Genomic DNA, 17,330 nt, shown 5'->3' on the forward strand with positions numbered 1-17,330 from the left:
GGAAAGCGCGCGCGTCCCGGCTATGGCCGGGCAATTTGCCCGATCGTCCGCGCGCGCCTTCCATGGGGCGGGTTCCGCCTCTAGACTAAGCGCGGCTTTGCGGCTGCGGCCGCCAACCTCGCGAAAGAATTCGCCAATGCGAGCGTCAAGGATCGACCTCAAGCTTCGGCTCGCCCTGCGCGTCGCCGCTCTGGCGGCGTTCTGTTTCGCCGCCGCCGCGGCTTACGTTCTGTTCGAGACGGACCACGCCGCGCAGGCGCGGGCGAACTGGATCGCCGAGGTCCTCGCCAAAGACCTCGCGCTGCAACAGGGCCAGCTCCACTGGATCAAGGGCGCGCCCAGCCAGTTCCCCGATTTGCAGAGAATTGCGCCGGCGCTGATGGCGCCCGGCGTCTGCGTCGCCTATCGCGCGCGGGATGGCGAGATGATTCAGCGCCTGTGCAGCGGCGTCGCGCCCGGCGACGCCGGCGCCCCACAGCTTTTCGCCGACCTCTACCAGCGCCTGTTTGGCGCGGACCGGGAGTCGGCGCGTCGCGTCATCTACCACGGCGAGGCGCAGGGGGAGGCTGTGGCGTCCATTGATCGCCAGAGCCTCATCGGACAGAGCTGGCATGAGACGAGCCGCCTCGTCGGGGTCCTCGCCGTCGCGTTGCTTGCGTTGTGCGTCCTTGTCTACGCTGCGCTCGCCGACGCCTTGCGGCCGACCCGGGCGATCCGCGCCGGGCTTCAGCGCCTCGCCGCCGGCGATCTCTCGGCGCGTCTGCCGCCCTTCGACCTCGCCGAGCTTTCGGCGGTCGGCAACGTCTTCAATCATCTCGCCGGCAGCCTTGAGACGACGCTCGCCGAGCGCAACGCGCTGACGCAGCGGCTGATCGCGGTCCAGGACGAGGAGCGGCGCCATCTTGCGCGCGAGCTGCACGATGAATTCGGGCAGTGCCTCGCCGCCATCGGTGCGGTCGCGGCCTCCGCCGCCCAGACCGCGCGGCGGGAGTATCCGGCGCTGGCGCCCGCGTGCCAGAGCATCGCCCGCACGGCCGCACATATGATGGAGGTGCTGCGCGGCGCGCTTTTGCGCCTGCGTCCGCCCGATGTCGATGAGCTTGGCCTCGCCGCGAGCCTTGAAGGCTTGGTTTCTGGATGGAACGGCCGCTGCGCTGGCGGCACGCGTTTTTCAATCGAGCTTGGCGGCGAATTCGACGCGCTGCCGCGCGATTTCGCGGCGAGCCTTTACAGGATCGCGCAGGAAGCGATCACCAATGCGGCGAAACATGCAGAGGCTTCGCAGGTGACGCTGAGGCTTGACATGCGGGAGCCCGCCGAAGCGGATCAGCGCGCGCGCATCGAGCTTACCGTCGATGACGACGGCAAGGCCGGGGCCGACGTCTCGGTCAAATCCGGCATGGGGCTGCTTGGCATGCGCGAGCGCATCGCCGCGCTCGGCGGCGCATTGAGCATCGAGACCTCGCGCCCGAGCGGGCTTCGCCTTCGCGCGCGAATTCCCGTCCCGCCAGCGGAAACGCCCCCGGACGAGACGAGGGACGCGGCGTGACGGACGTTGCAATAATGCTCGTCGACGATCATGCGATAGTGCGCGAAGGCTATCGCGCGCTGTTGCAGCAACAACCGCGCCTCAAGGTCGTCGCCGAAGCGAGCGATGGCGCCGAGGCCTATCGTCTGTTCAAGCAAGCGAAGCCGGATCTCGTCATCATGGATCTAACCATGCCGGGCTTCGGCGGCGTCGAAGCTATCAGGCGCATCCGGCAATGGGATCCCAATGCCCGCATTCTGGTCTTCACCATGCATCAGAACGCCGCTTACGCCGTGCAGGCGATCCGCGCCGGGGCGAAGGGCTATGTCACCAAAAGCAGTCCGCCCGAAGCGCTGGTGCGCGCCGCCTTCGATGTGCTGCAAGGCAGAATTGCGCTCAGCGCCGACATAGACCATGAGCTCGCGCTGAGCCGCGTCGCAGATGCGCCGGTCGCCACCGATGTGCTGACGCCGCGCGAGTTCGAGATTTTACGCATGTTGCTTGCGGAAAACTCGACCGAGGACATCGCCGGAATTCTTCACGTCAGCCCGAAGACGGTGGCGAATACGCGCTACCTCATCAAGAGCAAGCTTGGCGTTTCCTCCGACATTGAACTCGTTCTCGCGGCGCTGCGGCAGGGAATTTTGGGCGCGGGGGGCGATGTCGAGCGGAATTCGGGCAGCCCTTCGGCCGCGCCAGAGGCGCCAAAGCTCGCCTGAAACCTGTATGATGCGGCTTCGCACGCCCCGGCGCGCTTTGAAATTGACCACAATTCGCGCTTTAGCTGCGCGATGCGCATAGGGCGCGAAAGATCGGGAGCGTGGCGGGGGCCTCGAACAAGCGAACTCTTGCAAGGCTGGCAAAACCAGCAAGGCTTAACCGCCGAGGCTCCAATCGCCGATGAATCAGTTTAATCTGTCCTTTTCGCCGCTTCTGCCCTCATCCATTCTGATCGGCTTCGGCGTTCTGGCGCTGATCGTGGTCGCGCTCGGCATATATGCGCGCCGGCGCGGCGCATGGCTGCGCGCGCTCGGCCTTGGCCTCCTGCTGCTGGCGCTGGCCGATCGCTCCCTCGTTCGCGAAGACCGCGCGGGGCTGAAGGACGTCGTCGCCGTCGTCGTCGATCAGAGCGGCAGCCAGACCATCGGCGAACGGCAGGCGCAGACCGAGAAGCCGGAGTTATGACATCACGTTTGGCCCTCTCGACTGTGCGACTGCGCTTTGTGGAGAGTATAGGCCGACGTCTGAACTGCAGCGCATCGTCGTCGCCCTACGCCGCCACGACAAGGTCTCAACCGAGACCGCGGCGCTCGACTATATCGTCAAGATGGATGCCGAAGAGAGGCGAAAGGCATACGTCGAATTGGCGGAAGCCAACAAGGCTTACGCGAAGTTTCGCCAGCGATTGGATGATTTTGTGGCCTTTTTCGCTCCTGACAATATCGCGCGGATTGGAGCGTGGGCCAGCCATGCTTCCCATCCGCAGCCTTTCGAGGCTGCGTTGCTATCAGAGAGGGGCATTTCGGTGGTATCCATGCGACAAGGGGCTCATCAATTCCGAGCGGTGCTGAATGATCTTTGGATTGCGATCCCGGATTGGCCAGAGCCGTAGCGCAACCGTCCAATTACAAGGTACGCCCGTGCTGCCTGCGTGCTACCTGACACGGCCGTCGCAAAAAGATATTACCAGCTAACTTATTGATTTTAGTGGTGGGCGCGACAGGGATTGAACCTGTGACCCCTCCCGTGTGAAGGGAGTGCTCTCCCGCTGAGCTACGCGCCCGTCCGGCTCGCCGCCCGAAAGGGCTGGGTCGGATCGACCGCCGCGAGACGAAGCGGTTCCTTTATGAAACGCCAAGGGTTGAAGTCAAGCTCGATTCACTGAATTGCCATGCATCTTGCGCGGGCGCCGAGGCTCAAAGAGGCCAAGAACCCTCCGGTTCTGGTGAAAGGCGCGCGGTAGGGCGCATCATCGCTCCGCCCCCTCCATGACAAATGCCCAAAGACGGTCGTACCAGAGGGTCTGATCGGCCGGCGAGGAATGCGCGTTTGCCGGACTGGGGTTCGGCACGACGAAGAGGCGCGCGCCTGCGATGCGCAAAGGTTGCGCTCCGAGGACCGCCTCGCTGTCCACCCCCAGCATTCGATGAAATATCCGGTAGGCCGTCATGCCATGGAAACAGGCGACGCCGGGGCGGTAGCGTTCGAGCTTTTCTATGAGAAGCGGCGCGCCCGCGGCAAACTCCGTCACATTGAGTTCGCTGGCCCGCGCCGTCGGTCGCGCGACCATGTCGGTGAAGCCGAATCCGTGGTCGAGCAAGGCGCGGTCATGCGTCGGGCCGAGCGAGGATGCGCCAATCGCCTCGCGCGCCGCCAGACTCAAGACTGAACGCGAGAAGGCAGGCCAGAATCTGTTCGTTTTGCGCGCGAAATAATGTCCCTGCGAAGCCGAGAAGATCGATGGATTGATGCCGACGAAGACCACTTTAAGGCCTTCGCGCAGAAGATCGGGCAGGCCGGGCGGATTTTCATCGTCCATTGCCAGCCCCTTTGCCGGCCGCCGATCCCGCGTGGTCATTTTGCATAAAAATTCCGGACTTGTTCTTGAGCGTCAAAACAACACAATGCGCAGCGTTTACAATCAAGTCGATTTGCGCCGGTTGGCCCGCCGCAGCTTAGGACAATGATGAACATGCAGTTTGGACGTCTGGCCCTGACGAGCGGCTGTCTGATTTTCGCGCTCGCCGCCGCAGCGAACGCAGGCGATGCGCCGCCCGCTCCCAAGGGGCTCGAAAAAATCGAAACGATCGTTGTGCTCTATGCGGAAAATCGCAGCTTCGATAACCTTTATAGCCGCTTTCCGGGCGCCAATGGCCTTCTCGATTTCAAACCCAGCGAAGCGCCGCAGCTCGATCGCGACGGGGCGCCGCTGCCCGAATTGCCGCCGATCTGGGGCGGCCTGACGCCGAGAGGCGTCGAGCCGGCGGTTGACCAGGAGCGAACGGCCCATCTGCCCAACGCGCCTTTTGCGATCGACGATCCCAAGGGTTTCAACACGCCGCTTAGCGTTCCGACGACCGATCTCGTCCATCGCTTCTATCAAAATCAGATGCAGATCAATGGCGGCAAGAACGACAAATTCGTAGCCTATGGCGATTCCGGCGCTCTCGTCATGGGCCATTACGAAGGCCCGAACCTGCCGCTCTGGCCGATCGCGCAGCGCTATGTGCTGGCCGATAATTTCTTCATGGGCGCGTTCGGCGGCTCTTTTCTCAACCATTTCTTTCTCGCCTGCGCCTGCGCGCCGCGCTATCCGGGCGCGGACAAGAGCCCAGCCAAGGGGTTGATCTCGGTTGTCGATCCGGACGGCGTTTCGCTGACGCTCGACCCTAACGCGCCAAAGTCCGCGCTCGAACGTATTCCGAAATTTGTCCGCGATGGCGCTCTGACGCCGGATTTCTACGCCGTCAACACGATGCAGCCGCCCTATCAGCCGAGCGGCGTCAAGCCCGCCCCTGGCGGCGATCCGGCCTATGCCGATCCCGATAAGCCAAGCACGCTGCCGCCGCAGACCGAATTGACCATCGGCGATCTTTTGAGCGCCAAGGGAGTCAGTTGGGCCTGGTACGCCGGCGCCTGGCAAGTGGCGCTCGACGGCGCCAAAGTCGAGCCCAATCCGAAGTTCCAGTTCCATCACCAGCCGTTCAACTATTTTGCCTCGATCGCTCCCGGGACGGCGGCGCGCGAGGAGCATTTGCGCGATGGCGGCCTTGGCGGTGATAAATTCATCGCGGCGATCGATACGGGAACGCTGCCGCAGGTGACGTTCTACAAACCGCAGGGCGATCTCAACGAACATCCCGGCTATTCCGACGTCATGGCGGGCGATGAGCATCTCGCCAATCTTGTCGCCCATCTCGAAAAGAGCCCGCAGTGGGCGCATATGGTCGTCGTCATCACCTACGACGAGAATGGCGGCTTCTGGGACCACGCCGCGCCGCCAAAGGGCGATCGTTGGGGGCCGGGGACGCGCATTCCGGCTTTTATCGTGTCGCCTTTCGCCAAGAAGGGTTTCATCGATCACACGCTCTACGATACGAGTTCAGTGCTGCGGCTCATTACCGAACGATTCGGTCTGCCGACGCTGCCGGGCCTGCGGCGGCGCGCGGGCGCGATCGCGGCTGGCGGCCATCAGCTTGGGGACCTCACCGGCGCGCTTGATCTGGCGACGCCATGAACTTACCTGCGGCCGCGCCGGCGACGAGGATTGAAGCCATGTTGATGCCGGCCACGCCTGACCTTGAGTCCAAAGTCGATGCGCTGGCTAATGATTTTGCGCGCCGCGCTGCGGAGCATGACGAAGCTGGATCGTTCCCGTTCGAGAATTTTGACGCCCTGCGCAAGGCCGGGCTTCTCGCGCTCACAGTCCCGCCTGCTCTCGGCGGCCTCGGCGGCGGCCTTCGCGCCGCCAATCGCGTCGTCAACGGCATAGGGGCGGGCGAGCCTTCAACCGCGCTGGTGCTGGCGCAGCAATATCTTTTCCACTTCCGGATGCTGCGTAATCCCCATTTTCCGCAGGCCTTGAGCGAGGAGATCGCGCGCTCGGCCGTCGCCGAGGGGGCGCTGTGCAATATGCTGCTGGTCGAGCCCGAGCTTGGCTCGCCGATCCGTGGCGGCTTGCCGGCGACGATCGCCCGCCGCGTCGAGGGCGGCTGGCGCATCACGGGGCGAAAAATCTATTCGACCGGAAGCGTGGCGTTGAGTTGGATTGGCGTGTTTGCGCGCAGCGACGACGCCGATCCGCTGGTCGGCGCCTGGATTATTTCGGGCGGCTCAGAAGGCGTCAGGATCGAGGAGAGCTGGGACCATCTCGGCATGCGCGCCAGCGCCAGCCATGACATGATCTTCGACAATGTTTTTGTCGCGGAAGACCGCGTCGTCGATCTGCGGCCCGCCGCGACCCAGCAGAAGCCGGACGATGTTGTCTCGGCGTGGATCGCCACCCTCTTCACTACGATTTATGACGGGGTCGCCCGCGCGGCGCGCGACTGGCTCGTAGCGTTTTTGCACAGTCGGAGGCCCTCTAACCTCGGCGCGTCTCTTGCCAGTTTGCCGCGAATGCAGGAGGCGGTCGGCGCGATCGACGCTTTACTTTACGCGAACCGCGCTTTGCTCGCCGACATTGCCAGCCGCTGCGACAGCGGCGCGGCGCCTCCCGCGCGCGAGAGCCACTTCATGAAGCTCGCCGTCACGACGAACGCCATCGAGGCCGTCGCCAAGGCGCTGGAGGTCTCGGGCAATCCCGGCCTTTCGCGCCATCATGCCCTGCAACGCCATTATCGCGATGTGCTGTGCGGACGGGTCCATTCACCGCAGAACGACGCCATTCGGCTGGACGCGGGGCGAGAGGCTCTGTCCATTATCCCATGATATTTGAGCCCGGCCGCATCGAACAGCGTCGCTACTTTTCCGTGATCTTCAGTTCGATCCGGCGATTGCGCCGATTGGCCTCGTCGCTGTCGCCGGGGTCGATCGGTTGGAACTCGCCGAAGCCGGCGGCGGCCAATCGCTGCGGCGATACGCCCTTCGAGGCGAGATATTGCACCACCGCGATCGCCCGCGCGGCCGACAGGGCCCAGTTCGATGGATATTGCGCTGATTGAATCGGCTTTTTGTCGGTGTGGCCATCGACGCGAACGATCCAGGGAATGTCCGGCGGGATCTCATGTTCAAGCTCGATCAGCGCGCTCGCCAGCTTGTCGAGTTCCGCGCGGCCTGCGGCGTCGAGGCTCGCCTGACTGGATTCAAACAGAAGTTCCGATTGGAAGATGAATCGGTCGCCAACGACGCTGACGCCCGGCCGGTCGCCGAGAATCTGGCGCAGGCGTCCGAAGAAATCGGAGCGGTAGCGGGCGAGCTCCTGCACCTTCTGGGCGAGAGCTACATTGAGCCGCGATCCGAGGTCGGCGATCTTCGTCTGCGATTCGGCCCCGGCCTTTTCCGAGGTGGCCAAAGCCTCTTCAACAGCGGCGAGCTGGCGCCTCAGGGCCGCGATCTGCTGATTGAGGATCTCGACCTGAGCCAGCGCCTTGGCCGATACGTCTTGCTGTGACTGTAACTGCTGCTGCGCGCTGGCGGCGCGCGCGTCGGCCGCTTCGGCGCTTTGCGCCCCAGCGCCCTTTGAATCGATAATGCCCTGCAATCGGGCCTTGTCGTGTTGCTCGGCTTCGAGATTGGCCGACAGCGTGGCGGCCGTGTTCTCCACTTCCGCCTTGTTGCTGCGCTCAAGCGCGAGAAGCGCGCTGAGTTCCTCGATCTGGCGATTGAGCTTCGTCAGGGCGGTGTCTTTGCCGGTCACCTCCCGCGCCAGAAAGAATTGCGCCAGCATAAAGACCGACAAAAGAAAGATGATGACGAGAAGCATGGTCGAAAGCGCGTCGACGAAACCCGGCCAGTAATCGATGTGGCGCATCCGCTGCCGCGAACGAGTTGAAGCCATCAAAATTGCTCGCTCATGAGGGCGCGGTGATTGAGGGTAGGGCGCCCCTGACTTATCGGGGCCTTGCTTGCCGCCGTTTCGTTAGAGCCGGACGGCCTCGGACCGAATTGCGACGCGATCTTTTTCAATCAGCCGCGCTCCTTCAATTCTTCAGCGAGGCGCTGCAGAACGTCCTTGACCTCGCGTCCCTGCTCCGCCTGCGCTTCGACCCAGTCACGAATGATCTGCTGCTCGGAGCGCATGTGCTGAACCAGCGCCTGAACGCCGTCGGCAAGATTGGCCACTGCGATCGACGTCGCCTTGGCCTGGCTTTGATCCGCGGAGGCCGCGAGCTTTTCGAGCGCGATGCGCAGTTCGGCCGGCAGCCCCTCGTAGCCGGAGGCGATTTCAGCGGGAGTTGCGATCGGAAGCGCCGTCAGACTGTCTTCGAGTTCGCCGAAGAAGCGGTTTTGCGCCTGACCCGCCTGAAGATCGAGGAAGCCGAGCACGAGCGAGCCCGCGAGCCCGAACAAGGATGAGGTGAAGGATATGCTCATGCCCGCGATTGGCGCGGAAAGCCCGTTCTTGAGGTCGTCGAACATGACGCCGGCGTCCGAGCCGGTCTGCATCGATTTGATCACGCCGCTGATCGAGCCGACCGTTTCGAGCAGACCCCAGAACGTGCCGAGCAGGCCGAGAAACACAAGGAGCCCGGTCAGATAGCGCGCCGTGTCGCGCGATTCGTCGAGCCGCGCGCCGATCGTGTCGAGGACCACGCGGAGCGGCAGAGGCGCTGACGGATTGAAAGGTTTGGCGCCGAACAGCTGCGCCACGGGCGCCAGTAAAATCGGCGGCTTGACCCGCCTGGCCTCGCCTCGCAGCAGAGCGTTGGCCCATTTCACTTCGCGGAACAAGCGAATCACCTGTCGCAGTCCGAGAATGATCCCGAATGTCAAAACGCCGATGATCAAGCCGTTGAGGCCCGGATTGGCCATGAAGGCGGTCGCGATCTGGCGATGCAAAATCAGCGCGCAAAAGCCCGCGAGGATGAGGAACGCCAGCATCCGCACGAGATAGATGACGGGAAACGAGAGGCGGCCGCGATCGTTACTGCCCATGTCGATCACCGGCAGCGCGAGAGAGACCGTGCAACGAGGCGTCCGCGAAACTCATTGGCCGATCCTTTGACGAGGACTGTAACAAGATTTGGCGGGATCCGGCCAGAGCTTTGACCAGCCAGCCCGCGCGGCAAACAGACTAAAGGCGGCCTTGACCTTGCGCGCAACATCCAAATGGAGAGAATCCAGCGGCGTCGCGGACGTTCGGAGCGCATGCCGGACTAAGAAAAATCCGATATTTCAATCTCCTGCGCAACGAGAAAAATAGAAGGGCCGGAACTTTGAACAAAGGGAGACGTTGCAAAGCTCTGCGTAGATCATGGGGATGCCGGTGAGCGAATTGTTCGATGTTGTCGCCGCTCGTCCGCGCCGGAAGCGTGATTTTCAACGCACGGTCGACATGCTGGCGACCTTGGTCGCCCTCGTGTTCTCGGTCGGCGTGCTGTACATCGCGCGCGATATTCTCGTCCCCATTGCGATCGCCGTACTGTTGAGCTTCGTGCTGTCGCAGCCGATCCTCGTGCTGCGGCGCCTCGGCCTTCCCCGCGTCCCGGCTGTCATGATCGTCGTTGCCGGCGCCCTCTTCATCGCTTTCGCGGCCAGCGCCGCGTTGACCCGGCAGGTTTCGGAGCTTGCCGTCGACCTGCCGAAATATCAGACGACGATCAACGGCAAGATCAGCCGGTTGCGCGACCTCGTCTCGACGAACGCCGTTTTCGAGAAGGGCGCGACCGCGCTGAAAAGCATCGGCCATCTTGATCCGGCGCGGCCCTCGCCGGACGCCACGCCTTCGCCCTTGCAAAGTGGCGGGGAAAACATCGAGGCTCCGGTTCTGGTCGAGGTGCGCCAGCCGGCGCCGAGCCCCTTCGCTATGGTGCAAACCATTGTCGGGACGGCGTTGTCGCCTCTTGAGACGGCGGCGATCGTCGTCATTTTCGTGATTTTCATCCTGCTGCAGCGCGAAGACCTGCGCAATCGCTTCATTCGTCTCGTCGGATGCGATGACTTGCAGCGCACGACAGTCGCCATGAATGATGCGGCCGGCCGGCTCAGCCGGTTTTTCCTGACCCAGACGCTCGTCAACGCCGCGTTCGGCGTCGTCGTAACCGCGGGTCTCTATATGATCGGCGTTCCGAGCCCTATTCTGTTCGGAATCATCGCGTTCCTGATGCGCTTCGTGCCTTATGTGGGCGCGATCATTTCCGCCAGTTTTCCGTTCGCGCTCGCCGCGGCTGTTGATCCCGGCTGGGCCATGGCGCTGGAAACGCTCGCCCTGTTTCTGGTTCTCGAAATCCTCGTTGGCAACTTTGTCGAGCCTTTGCTGTATGGCCGCAATACCGGCCTCTCGCCGATCGCCGTCGTCGTTTCGGCGACGTTCTGGACCTGGCTGTGGGGACCGATCGGCCTTGTCCTCTCGACGCCTTTGACCGTCTGCCTCGTCGTCCTTGGCAGGCATGTCGATCAGCTCAGTTTCCTTGACGTCATCCTCGGCGACGCCCCGGCTCTGACCCCGGAAGAGCACTTTTACCAGCGCATGCTTGTTGGCGACGCGTCGGAAGTCGCCGATCAGGCCGAGCAATTTCTGAAGACCAGTTCGCTCATCGCCTATTACGACGATGTGGCGCTGAAGGGCCTTTTGATGGCGGAGGTCGATTTGAAGCGCGGCGTTCTGCATGAGGGCCGGCAGGAGCAGATCAAGGAAACCATCATGGAGGTGATCGAGAATTTATCCGATCACGTCGACGAGCCGCCCGCGGCGGTTCCAGAGCCGGCAAAAAGACCCTATGCCGATCTTGAGGATGGGCCCGCCGCGGCGCCTTCGCTCGAAATCCCGCCGGAGGATGCGCCCCGGCCGGCCGGACCGCGCAAGGCGGTGCTGTGCATCGCGGGCCGCAATGCGCTCGACGAGGCCGCGGCCGCTCTCCTGGCGCAAATGCTGGAAAAGCATGGAATGGAAGCCAAGCTCGAACCGCATCAGATGCTGACGATTGGCGGAATTCTGCATCTTACAGGATCGGGCGCGCAGATCATCTGTCTCTCGTATCTCGGAGGGGAGGTGAGCGCCGCGCGCGTGCGCTACGCCATCCGCCGCTTGCGCCGCCGCCTTCCGGAAGCCAGGATCATCGCCGCCTTTTGGCAATGCGATCCGGAGAAGGCGAGTGAACTCTGTGGCCAGACCAAGGCGGACCTCTGCGCGACGCGCCTCGCCGAGGTCGTGGCCTTCTGCGTCGCCGAGGCCAAGGCGCATATTGATTCAGAAGGCCCCATTTCCGCGGATCCGCGCGGAATCGAACTTCGCGAGGAGCCGAATAGCGCGCTTGTCGGTGCGGCGTGATTCCTTTGGAAGTCATTCCGTCTCCAGAGCAGAATGCGTTCAAGGGGAATCGTATTCCGCTCTTTAAGCCTTTGTTTTAATGCATGATGGTTGGCCCGAAAGCCTGCAACTTTTCGGCGTCATGCATCTCGCGCTTTCCGATCGAATTGAATCATTCGATTGATCAGAAATCGCTCCAGATTCAAAAGCTTGAGCACATTCTTGTCGATCAGATCAAACCGATCTGATCGGAATATGCTTTAGCCGATAGGGCCCATCGCCATCACCTCGGGATCGCTTAATCCGTGCAGCCGATGGGCGGCGGCGTGAGCGAAGCGCATCAGCACCGCGCGACGCGTCGCCGCCGCCAGGCGATGCTCCGGCGCCTCGCGCAAAATCTCCGCGCCATACGCGTCCGCGACAATGAGCCCGGCGTCGGGCGGCATGATCTCGACAGGCACGCTTTCAGGAATGGCGAAATAGAGCCGGTCGCAATGGGCGCGATATTCGCGCCATTTCATGTCCGCGCGAAAGTCGGCGATCGAGGATTTGATCTCGACGATATGGACGCCGCCGTCCGCCGCCAGCGCGACGATGTCGGCGCGTCTTCCGGACAATAAAGGAAGCTCGGTGACGGTCGAGAATCTCAGGCGCCGCAACAGACGCCGCGTTCCGCGCGCGACGAACAGCGCGGTCTCGGACTGCCGCCCATCTTGTGGCGTCAGAGTCTGCATCAACCGTGGCATTTTGGACGTCGGCTCCGCGTCAAGCGTCGGGCGCTTTGACGAGGCGCCTTGACGCGCGATAGCATAGAGGCCGAAGCATGCGCCAGACCGGCGCGCCGTTCAAGGCCCGGGTCTCAATCTCGCCGGCGCCGCGCGCCGTTCGACAGAGGCGCACGGCTCTTCGCGACGTCCTATTGCGCCGGCGGGTTCTTCGACGCGTCGACAATGCTGACGCGGTTCAAAGCCTGCGCCTGTTCGCTTGTCGCGGGTCCTTTGGTGAAATGAGCGGAGTCGAGCATGCTCGACGCGGCGCTGAACGCCATCTTGTAGCCGGCCAAAGGCATCGCGGAGAGAGCGTCCGGGATGATGCGGGCGGCCTGGCGCAGGCCCGTTATGGCCTGGCCCAACACCGACTGGGGCGGCGTTTCCGCCGTCGGCGCTTCGCTGGTCAGCTCGTTGTAATTCGATCGGTCGAGCCGCGCCGATATGATTTCAGGCGCTTTGTCGTCCCTCGAGAGCGTCCTGCGCGGCCTTGGCGCGGTGTCGGGGCTGGCGGCGTAGCCAAGCACTGACGAGGGAAGACCCGGCTGGTCTTTTGGTCCGCGTGTGATGACGACGGGCAGGCTCGCCGCCCGCGCGAGCGGGGAGATCGCGTCGGGCTTCGCGGCTGTTTTGGCGGCCGCGGCCGCGCCCGCGTCCTGGCTGGTCTGAGGCGCGAGAGAAGCGACGCGAAGCAGCGCCTCCGGCCGGCTCGGAGGCGTCGGAACGTCGGCATAGGCGACGAGGTCCATCGGGCGAGAGGGCGGCAGCGGCGCCTCTGCGACGATTGTCTTTTCGGCCTTGTCCTTCTTGAGATCCTTCGCCGGCGCGCCGGCGTCCTGATCGGCGGCGGCGTCCTTCTCCCGGGGGACTGGCGTCGGAACCGGCGCTGGCGAAGGCTCCGGAGCGCGGGCGGCTGGCTGTGCGAGAGCCGCGACCTGCGTTGCATTCGCGGGCGCCGCCGGTTTCGCATCGGGCGGATTGCTAGCGGCGATCGCGGCCAACGCGGGAGCATCCTTCGCGGCGGCGCGCGCGGCGCGGCGCTCGGCTGCGGTCATCCGGGCGGGTGGCGAACTGGCGGCGGCGCCAGCTCCGTCGAGCGAAGCGACCTGTGTCGGGCCACGGCCAGGCGCGGCCTCGCGGCGGGCGATGGCCTCTTCTTCGCGATCATGATTGCCGAAGAGCCAGGCGAACAATCCGCCGCCGCCGCCTTGAGGCTGTGGAACATCGCTTGCGACGCCGCCGCGCGCGGTAATCTCGGCGCGGGCTTCTTCATAGCGCGGCAGCGCGCGGCCGTCGGCCGCGAGATCGACCGACTTGCCGTCCGGGAAGATGCGGGCGAGCTGTTCATAGCTCATGCGCGGCCAGTAGCGGACATTGCCGACGTCGAGATGAACGAAATTCTCTCTCGGATAATAGCCGACGCCGCCCCTTTGCAGACGCATGCCGATTTCGCGGATTTGCTCCATCGACATGCCGGGCATGGTGGTGTCCATCGCCTTGCCGAGGATATGCTGCGAATATTCGGCGACTGCGTGAGACCTCGCGCGCAACATCGCATTGGTCTCGGGAGAGCGATAGGCGGAATAGACGACGACCGGCTGTGTTGCGCCGGCGGTCCGATAGACCTCCCAGATCACGTCGAACAGACGCGGATCCATGTGAGTCTCGTCATTGTTGCGCCAGTCGCGCAGGAAATGATTGAGTTGTGCGAGGACGGCCGGATCATAAGATCCGTTGACTCGGAATGTCGCCTGGATGGATTCGCCGGTATGCGAATGATAAAGATTGAGCGTGCGGGTGTCGCCGTTGGCGACCGCCGTCTCGGTCGAGGAGCTTACGAAGAAGCTGCTCAGCAATGTGGCGACGTAAACCGCGGCGGCTCGGCGCGCCTGTTTTCCGAGAGTGATGCGGGGGCGGGCTAGACGCAATTGTGACTCTCGCAATGGCCGGATGGACGGGGCGAACCCGTCTTCAGATGATGTTCGCATTCATTAAACTTGAACCGTTAATGCCGCGTAGCATTGCGTAACATCTTGTGACAGGCGCTCCGCAAAACGACCTTGACGAATCTATGCGGCAAACCAAGGCTGTAGGTTAAGTCTTTGAATGTGGCGAGCGTGTGTCGCCCCCAGGGAATCGTCTTGGCGCTTTCCTTTCCTCAGTGAATTCAAGGAGATAAAAGACTCAGGCGGCAAGGTCTGCGACGACGGCGTCGAGCACTGGAAAACCTTCCGCGCTGACCCTTACGCGACCCTGATGCGTATATTCCACCATGCCCTCGGCGATCAGCGAAGCGAGCCGTCGCGGGTCGAGGCCGTGGCCCGACATCGCCTCGAAGCGCCGGATTTCGATCCCCTCCGCAAGGCGAAGGCCCATCAGCAGGAATTCATCGCCCTGTTCCTCGGGCGATAGAGGCGCGTCCTCGCAAAGCCCATTGCCATTGGCCTCGACGGCGGCGAGCCATTTTTCGGGATCGCGCTCGCAGGCCTGCGCATGGCGCCCAGTCGCGGCGAGGATGCGGCCATGAGCGCCCGGACCAACCCCGGCATATTCGCCGTAGCGCCAGTAGATGAGATTATGCCGGCTCTCCGCGCCAGGGCGCGCATGATTGGAAATCTCATAAGCGGGAAGTCCGGCCTCGTTCATGATGTCCTGCGTCGCGTCCCAGAAATCGCGCCCAAGGTCTGCGTCGGGAACCGCAAGTTTGCCAGCCTCGCGCAGCCGCTCGAACATGGTGCCGGGTTCGATCGTCAACTGGTAGAGCGAAAGATGATCGCGCGCATAGGGCAGGGCGGCCTCAAGTTCGCGGCGCCAGTCCTCAACGCTCTGGCCGGGCCTCGCGTAAATCAGGTCGAAGGAGAAGCGGTCGAAGATCGAAGCGGCGAGCGCGACCGCGGTCATGGCGTCCGCGCTGGTGTGCGTGCGCCCGAGCGCTTTCAGATCCGCGTCGTTCAGCGCCTGAACGCCTAGCGAGACTCGATTGACGCCGGCGGCGCGATAGCCGCGAAAGCGCTCGGCTTCGACGCTTGTCGGATTGGCCTCAAGGGTGATTTCCGCCTTCGTGTCTATCAGCCAATGGCGGGCCACGGCGTCGAGAATCGCGGCGACCGTCGATGGCTTCATCAGCGACGGCGTGCCCCCACCAAAGAAGATCGAGGAGACCGCGCGGCCAGGCGTCAGAGCGGCCCGGTGGGCGAGTTCGGTCTCGAAGGCGGCGACGAAGCGCGCCTCGTCGATCGGCTGCTGCCGGACATGGCTGTTGAAATCGCAATAGGGGCATTTCGACAGGCAGAACGGCCAATGCACATAGACGCCGAAGCCGGGATCCTCGCCCTTCGGGGATAGATCAGTCATGCTCATCCGGGGTCACGCTCTTTCGGCGGCTGGTTGCGCCATGATGTGCGCGAAGCCGCGCCTTAATTACGGCCACACTCGTCGCTAGGTCTTGGGCCATGAAGCCGTCCATTTTGGCGCAGACTTCATGCGTTTGGCTACACATTTCAGATTTCCGCCGGCCGATTAAGAGTGCGTTCACTACGTTTAATTACCTTGGATGCAAAGAGATTTGCGTAAGCGTCGAATTTGCGAAAATGGGTGAACATTGAGTTATCTCGATCCCCCGCCTATGCCGGCGCCGGTCGTCGTCATGAAAGACGTCGGCGGCTACGTAAACCAATATCAGAGCCAGACCGAACTCTATCGGGCGACGGACCGCGAAGTCCGGCTGCATGAGTGCCGCTCGGCCTGCACGCTGGCGCTCAGCCTTCCGAACGTCTGCGTCTATCCTGATAGCACGCTGAAATTTCATCTTGCTTACGATCCGCGCAATCATGAGAGCAATTATGATGTGTCGCAGCAGCTCTTCAATTCCTATCCGCCGGCGGTGCGCGAGAAGCTCGGCCCTCTGACCCGGCAGTACAAGGTTTTGCGCGGCAGCGAACTGATCGCGCTCGGCGTTCGCAATTGTAACGCGCCGCGCCCTGGTGAGCCGCAGATCATGGTCGCCTCGAACGGGCAGCGCAAAGCCGCGCCTGCCGCGCTTGTCGCCGATGCGCGGACGCCAGCGGGCCCGCAGGCGTCGATGTTCGGCGGGCTGATGCGCAATGTCGCATCTGTCTTTGGCGCGTTTGGCGGCAAGTCCGAGCCGCAGCAGGCTCGCATCCAGATGGCGCGGGTCACGCCCGGCAAGCCGCCATCCTTTGAACAGCTCTCAACCGATGCGCCGCTACCGCCGCCGCGTCCTGTCGGGATCGCCACGCCAGCTGAGGACAGAGGCGAGGCCGCTGGCGCGCGCCTCGCGCCAAACGCAGCCGGCGTCGAAGCCGCGGATGAGATCGGATCGGCGGCTCGGCCTGTCGAGAGCGACGCGCCGCCCCCGTCAAGAGCGGGCGCGATGGAGATCACTTACGCTTACGGGATGGCGCGCGTGACTTTGCCGAAGGTTATTGGCGGCGCACAGAAAATACTACCGGCGCGCTTTGTCGCTTACGCGGAACTGGCTCGCTAGAGGATATTCCGATCAGATCGGTTCGATCTGATCGACACGAATATGCTCAAGCTTTTGAGTCTGGAGCGAAGCGCTTGGTTTTCTCGGAAGAAACGTCAGCCGCGCGACCGCCTGAACGCATTCTGCTCTGGCGCCGTTGCGTCGCCGCCAGAGCGTGCGCCGCATCATCTCGCGCGTGGCGCTCTTCGGGCGGCGATTCTCTAAATGGACCGGGAAAGGCGCGGCGCGGCTCCGGCGGGGATGCGCCGGCTGGGCTTGCGCTCGACGACCACGGTGCGCGGCGTGCGGCCGCTCGAGGTTACGATCTGTTCGGCTTTGCGCGGCGGCGCGCTCTTCAGCAATTCGGCGCGCACCTCGGCGACGGGCATGTCCATCAGCGCGGCGGCGATCTCGACCTGCTCCAGCAATTGGTCGGTCAATCCCTGCGCGGCGAGGATGGCCTCCTTCAGCGTCGGCGGGTCGTGGCGGACCCGGCGCGTTCCATATTTGGTATTCCAGACGGCGGACATCGCGCGCTTTCCCTGCAAATGCAACCCATTATATTGCACTGCAATATGATATTGCGCGAGGCGGGGTAAATCAAGTCCTCCGGCCGAGGTTTTCGCGAATTTGGCCGTT

At 63.3% G+C, this 17,330-nt stretch carries 15 protein-coding genes and 1 tRNA gene; 8 read left to right on the forward strand and 8 right to left on the reverse strand.

What is annotated here, in order from left to right; genetic code table 11:
• Nucleotides 1-136: 136 nt before the first annotated feature.
• The 4 genes from MPC4_RS18635 to MPC4_RS18650 all read left to right on the forward strand — a co-directional run bounded on the left by MPC4_RS18635 (nucleotide 137) and on the right by MPC4_RS18650 (nucleotide 3,140).
• Nucleotides 137-1,549 (forward strand): sensor histidine kinase, encoded by a 1,413-nt coding sequence (locus MPC4_RS18635; protein ID WP_174513853.1) that lies wholly within the window; start codon nucleotides 137-139, stop codon nucleotides 1,547-1,549.
• Nucleotides 1,550-1,563: 14 nt separating this feature from the next.
• Nucleotides 1,564-2,247 (forward strand): response regulator, encoded by a 684-nt coding sequence (locus MPC4_RS18640; RefSeq protein ID WP_174513924.1) that lies wholly within the window; start codon nucleotides 1,564-1,566, stop codon nucleotides 2,245-2,247.
• A 181-nt stretch (nucleotides 2,248-2,428) separates the two neighbouring features.
• Entirely contained in the window at nucleotides 2,429-2,713 is a 285-nt protein-coding gene (locus MPC4_RS18645) for a hypothetical protein (protein WP_244629111.1), read from the forward strand.
• Between the two features lie 178 nt (nucleotides 2,714-2,891).
• A complete protein-coding gene (locus MPC4_RS18650; protein ID WP_174513854.1) occupies nucleotides 2,892-3,140 on the forward strand; it encodes a hypothetical protein in 249 nt (82 codons plus the stop codon).
• Between the two features lie 96 nt (nucleotides 3,141-3,236).
• Here the strand turns inward: MPC4_RS18650 and MPC4_RS18655 are convergent.
• Nucleotides 3,237-3,311, reverse strand: a tRNA-Val gene (locus MPC4_RS18655).
• Nucleotides 3,312-3,497: 186 nt separating this feature from the next.
• Nucleotides 3,498-4,067 (reverse strand): mismatch-specific DNA-glycosylase, encoded by a 570-nt coding sequence (locus tag MPC4_RS18660; protein ID WP_174513855.1) that lies wholly within the window; start codon nucleotides 4,065-4,067, stop codon nucleotides 3,498-3,500.
• Between the two features lie 147 nt (nucleotides 4,068-4,214).
• Between MPC4_RS18660 and MPC4_RS18665 the strand changes: the two genes are divergently transcribed.
• Both MPC4_RS18665 and MPC4_RS18670 read left to right on the forward strand, forming a co-directional pair.
• Nucleotides 4,215-5,765 (forward strand): acid phosphatase, encoded by a 1,551-nt coding sequence (locus MPC4_RS18665; protein WP_425312503.1) that lies wholly within the window; start codon nucleotides 4,215-4,217, stop codon nucleotides 5,763-5,765.
• A gap of 38 nt (nucleotides 5,766-5,803) precedes the next feature.
• The gene (locus MPC4_RS18670) at nucleotides 5,804-6,958 is read left to right on the forward strand and encodes an acyl-CoA dehydrogenase family protein (RefSeq protein WP_174513857.1); all 1,155 of its coding nucleotides are present in this window, start codon (nucleotides 5,804-5,806) and stop codon (nucleotides 6,956-6,958) included.
• A 31-nt stretch (nucleotides 6,959-6,989) separates the two neighbouring features.
• Here the strand turns inward: MPC4_RS18670 and MPC4_RS18675 are convergent, their stop codons facing one another.
• The gene (locus MPC4_RS18675) at nucleotides 6,990-8,027 is read right to left on the reverse strand and encodes a peptidoglycan -binding protein (RefSeq protein WP_174513858.1); all 1,038 of its coding nucleotides are present in this window, start codon (nucleotides 8,025-8,027) and stop codon (nucleotides 6,990-6,992) included.
• 128 nt (nucleotides 8,028-8,155) lie between these two features.
• Complete coding sequence (locus tag MPC4_RS18680) at nucleotides 8,156-9,124, reverse strand: DUF485 domain-containing protein (protein WP_174513859.1); 969 nt, start codon at nucleotides 9,122-9,124, stop codon at nucleotides 8,156-8,158.
• A 331-nt stretch (nucleotides 9,125-9,455) separates the two neighbouring features.
• Between MPC4_RS18680 and MPC4_RS18685 the strand changes: the two genes are divergently transcribed.
• Nucleotides 9,456-11,459: an AI-2E family transporter gene (locus MPC4_RS18685; RefSeq protein WP_174513860.1), complete on the forward strand. Its 2,004-nt coding sequence runs from the start codon at nucleotides 9,456-9,458 to the stop codon at nucleotides 11,457-11,459.
• A 239-nt stretch (nucleotides 11,460-11,698) separates the two neighbouring features.
• On the opposite strand, the gene MPC4_RS18690 is transcribed toward MPC4_RS18685, so the two are convergent.
• The 3 genes from MPC4_RS18690 to hemW all read right to left on the reverse strand — a co-directional run bounded on the left by MPC4_RS18690 (nucleotide 11,699) and on the right by hemW (nucleotide 15,559).
• A complete protein-coding gene (locus tag MPC4_RS18690; protein WP_174513861.1) occupies nucleotides 11,699-12,184 on the reverse strand; it encodes an MmcB family DNA repair protein in 486 nt (161 codons plus the stop codon).
• Between the two features lie 170 nt (nucleotides 12,185-12,354).
• Nucleotides 12,355-14,133: a peptidoglycan L,D-endopeptidase MepK gene (locus MPC4_RS18695; protein WP_174513862.1), complete on the reverse strand. Its 1,779-nt coding sequence runs from the start codon at nucleotides 14,131-14,133 to the stop codon at nucleotides 12,355-12,357.
• Nucleotides 14,134-14,389: 256 nt separating this feature from the next.
• Nucleotides 14,390-15,559: a radical SAM family heme chaperone HemW gene (gene hemW / locus MPC4_RS18700; RefSeq protein ID WP_174513863.1), complete on the reverse strand. Its 1,170-nt coding sequence runs from the start codon at nucleotides 15,557-15,559 to the stop codon at nucleotides 14,390-14,392.
• A 247-nt stretch (nucleotides 15,560-15,806) separates the two neighbouring features.
• Between hemW and MPC4_RS18705 the strand changes: the two genes are divergently transcribed.
• Entirely contained in the window at nucleotides 15,807-16,712 is a 906-nt protein-coding gene (locus tag MPC4_RS18705) for a hypothetical protein (protein ID WP_174513864.1), read from the forward strand.
• Between the two features lie 200 nt (nucleotides 16,713-16,912).
• On the opposite strand, the gene MPC4_RS18710 is transcribed toward MPC4_RS18705, so the two are convergent.
• On the reverse strand, nucleotides 16,913-17,221 hold the full coding sequence (locus tag MPC4_RS18710) for a hypothetical protein (protein ID WP_134491334.1): 309 nt from the start codon (nucleotides 17,219-17,221) through the stop codon (nucleotides 16,913-16,915).
• Between the last annotated feature and the right edge of the window lie 109 nt (nucleotides 17,222-17,330).

This window comes from Methylocella tundrae, assembly GCF_901905185.1.
GTDB classification, from domain to species: domain Bacteria; phylum Pseudomonadota; class Alphaproteobacteria; order Rhizobiales; family Beijerinckiaceae; genus Methylocapsa; species Methylocapsa tundrae.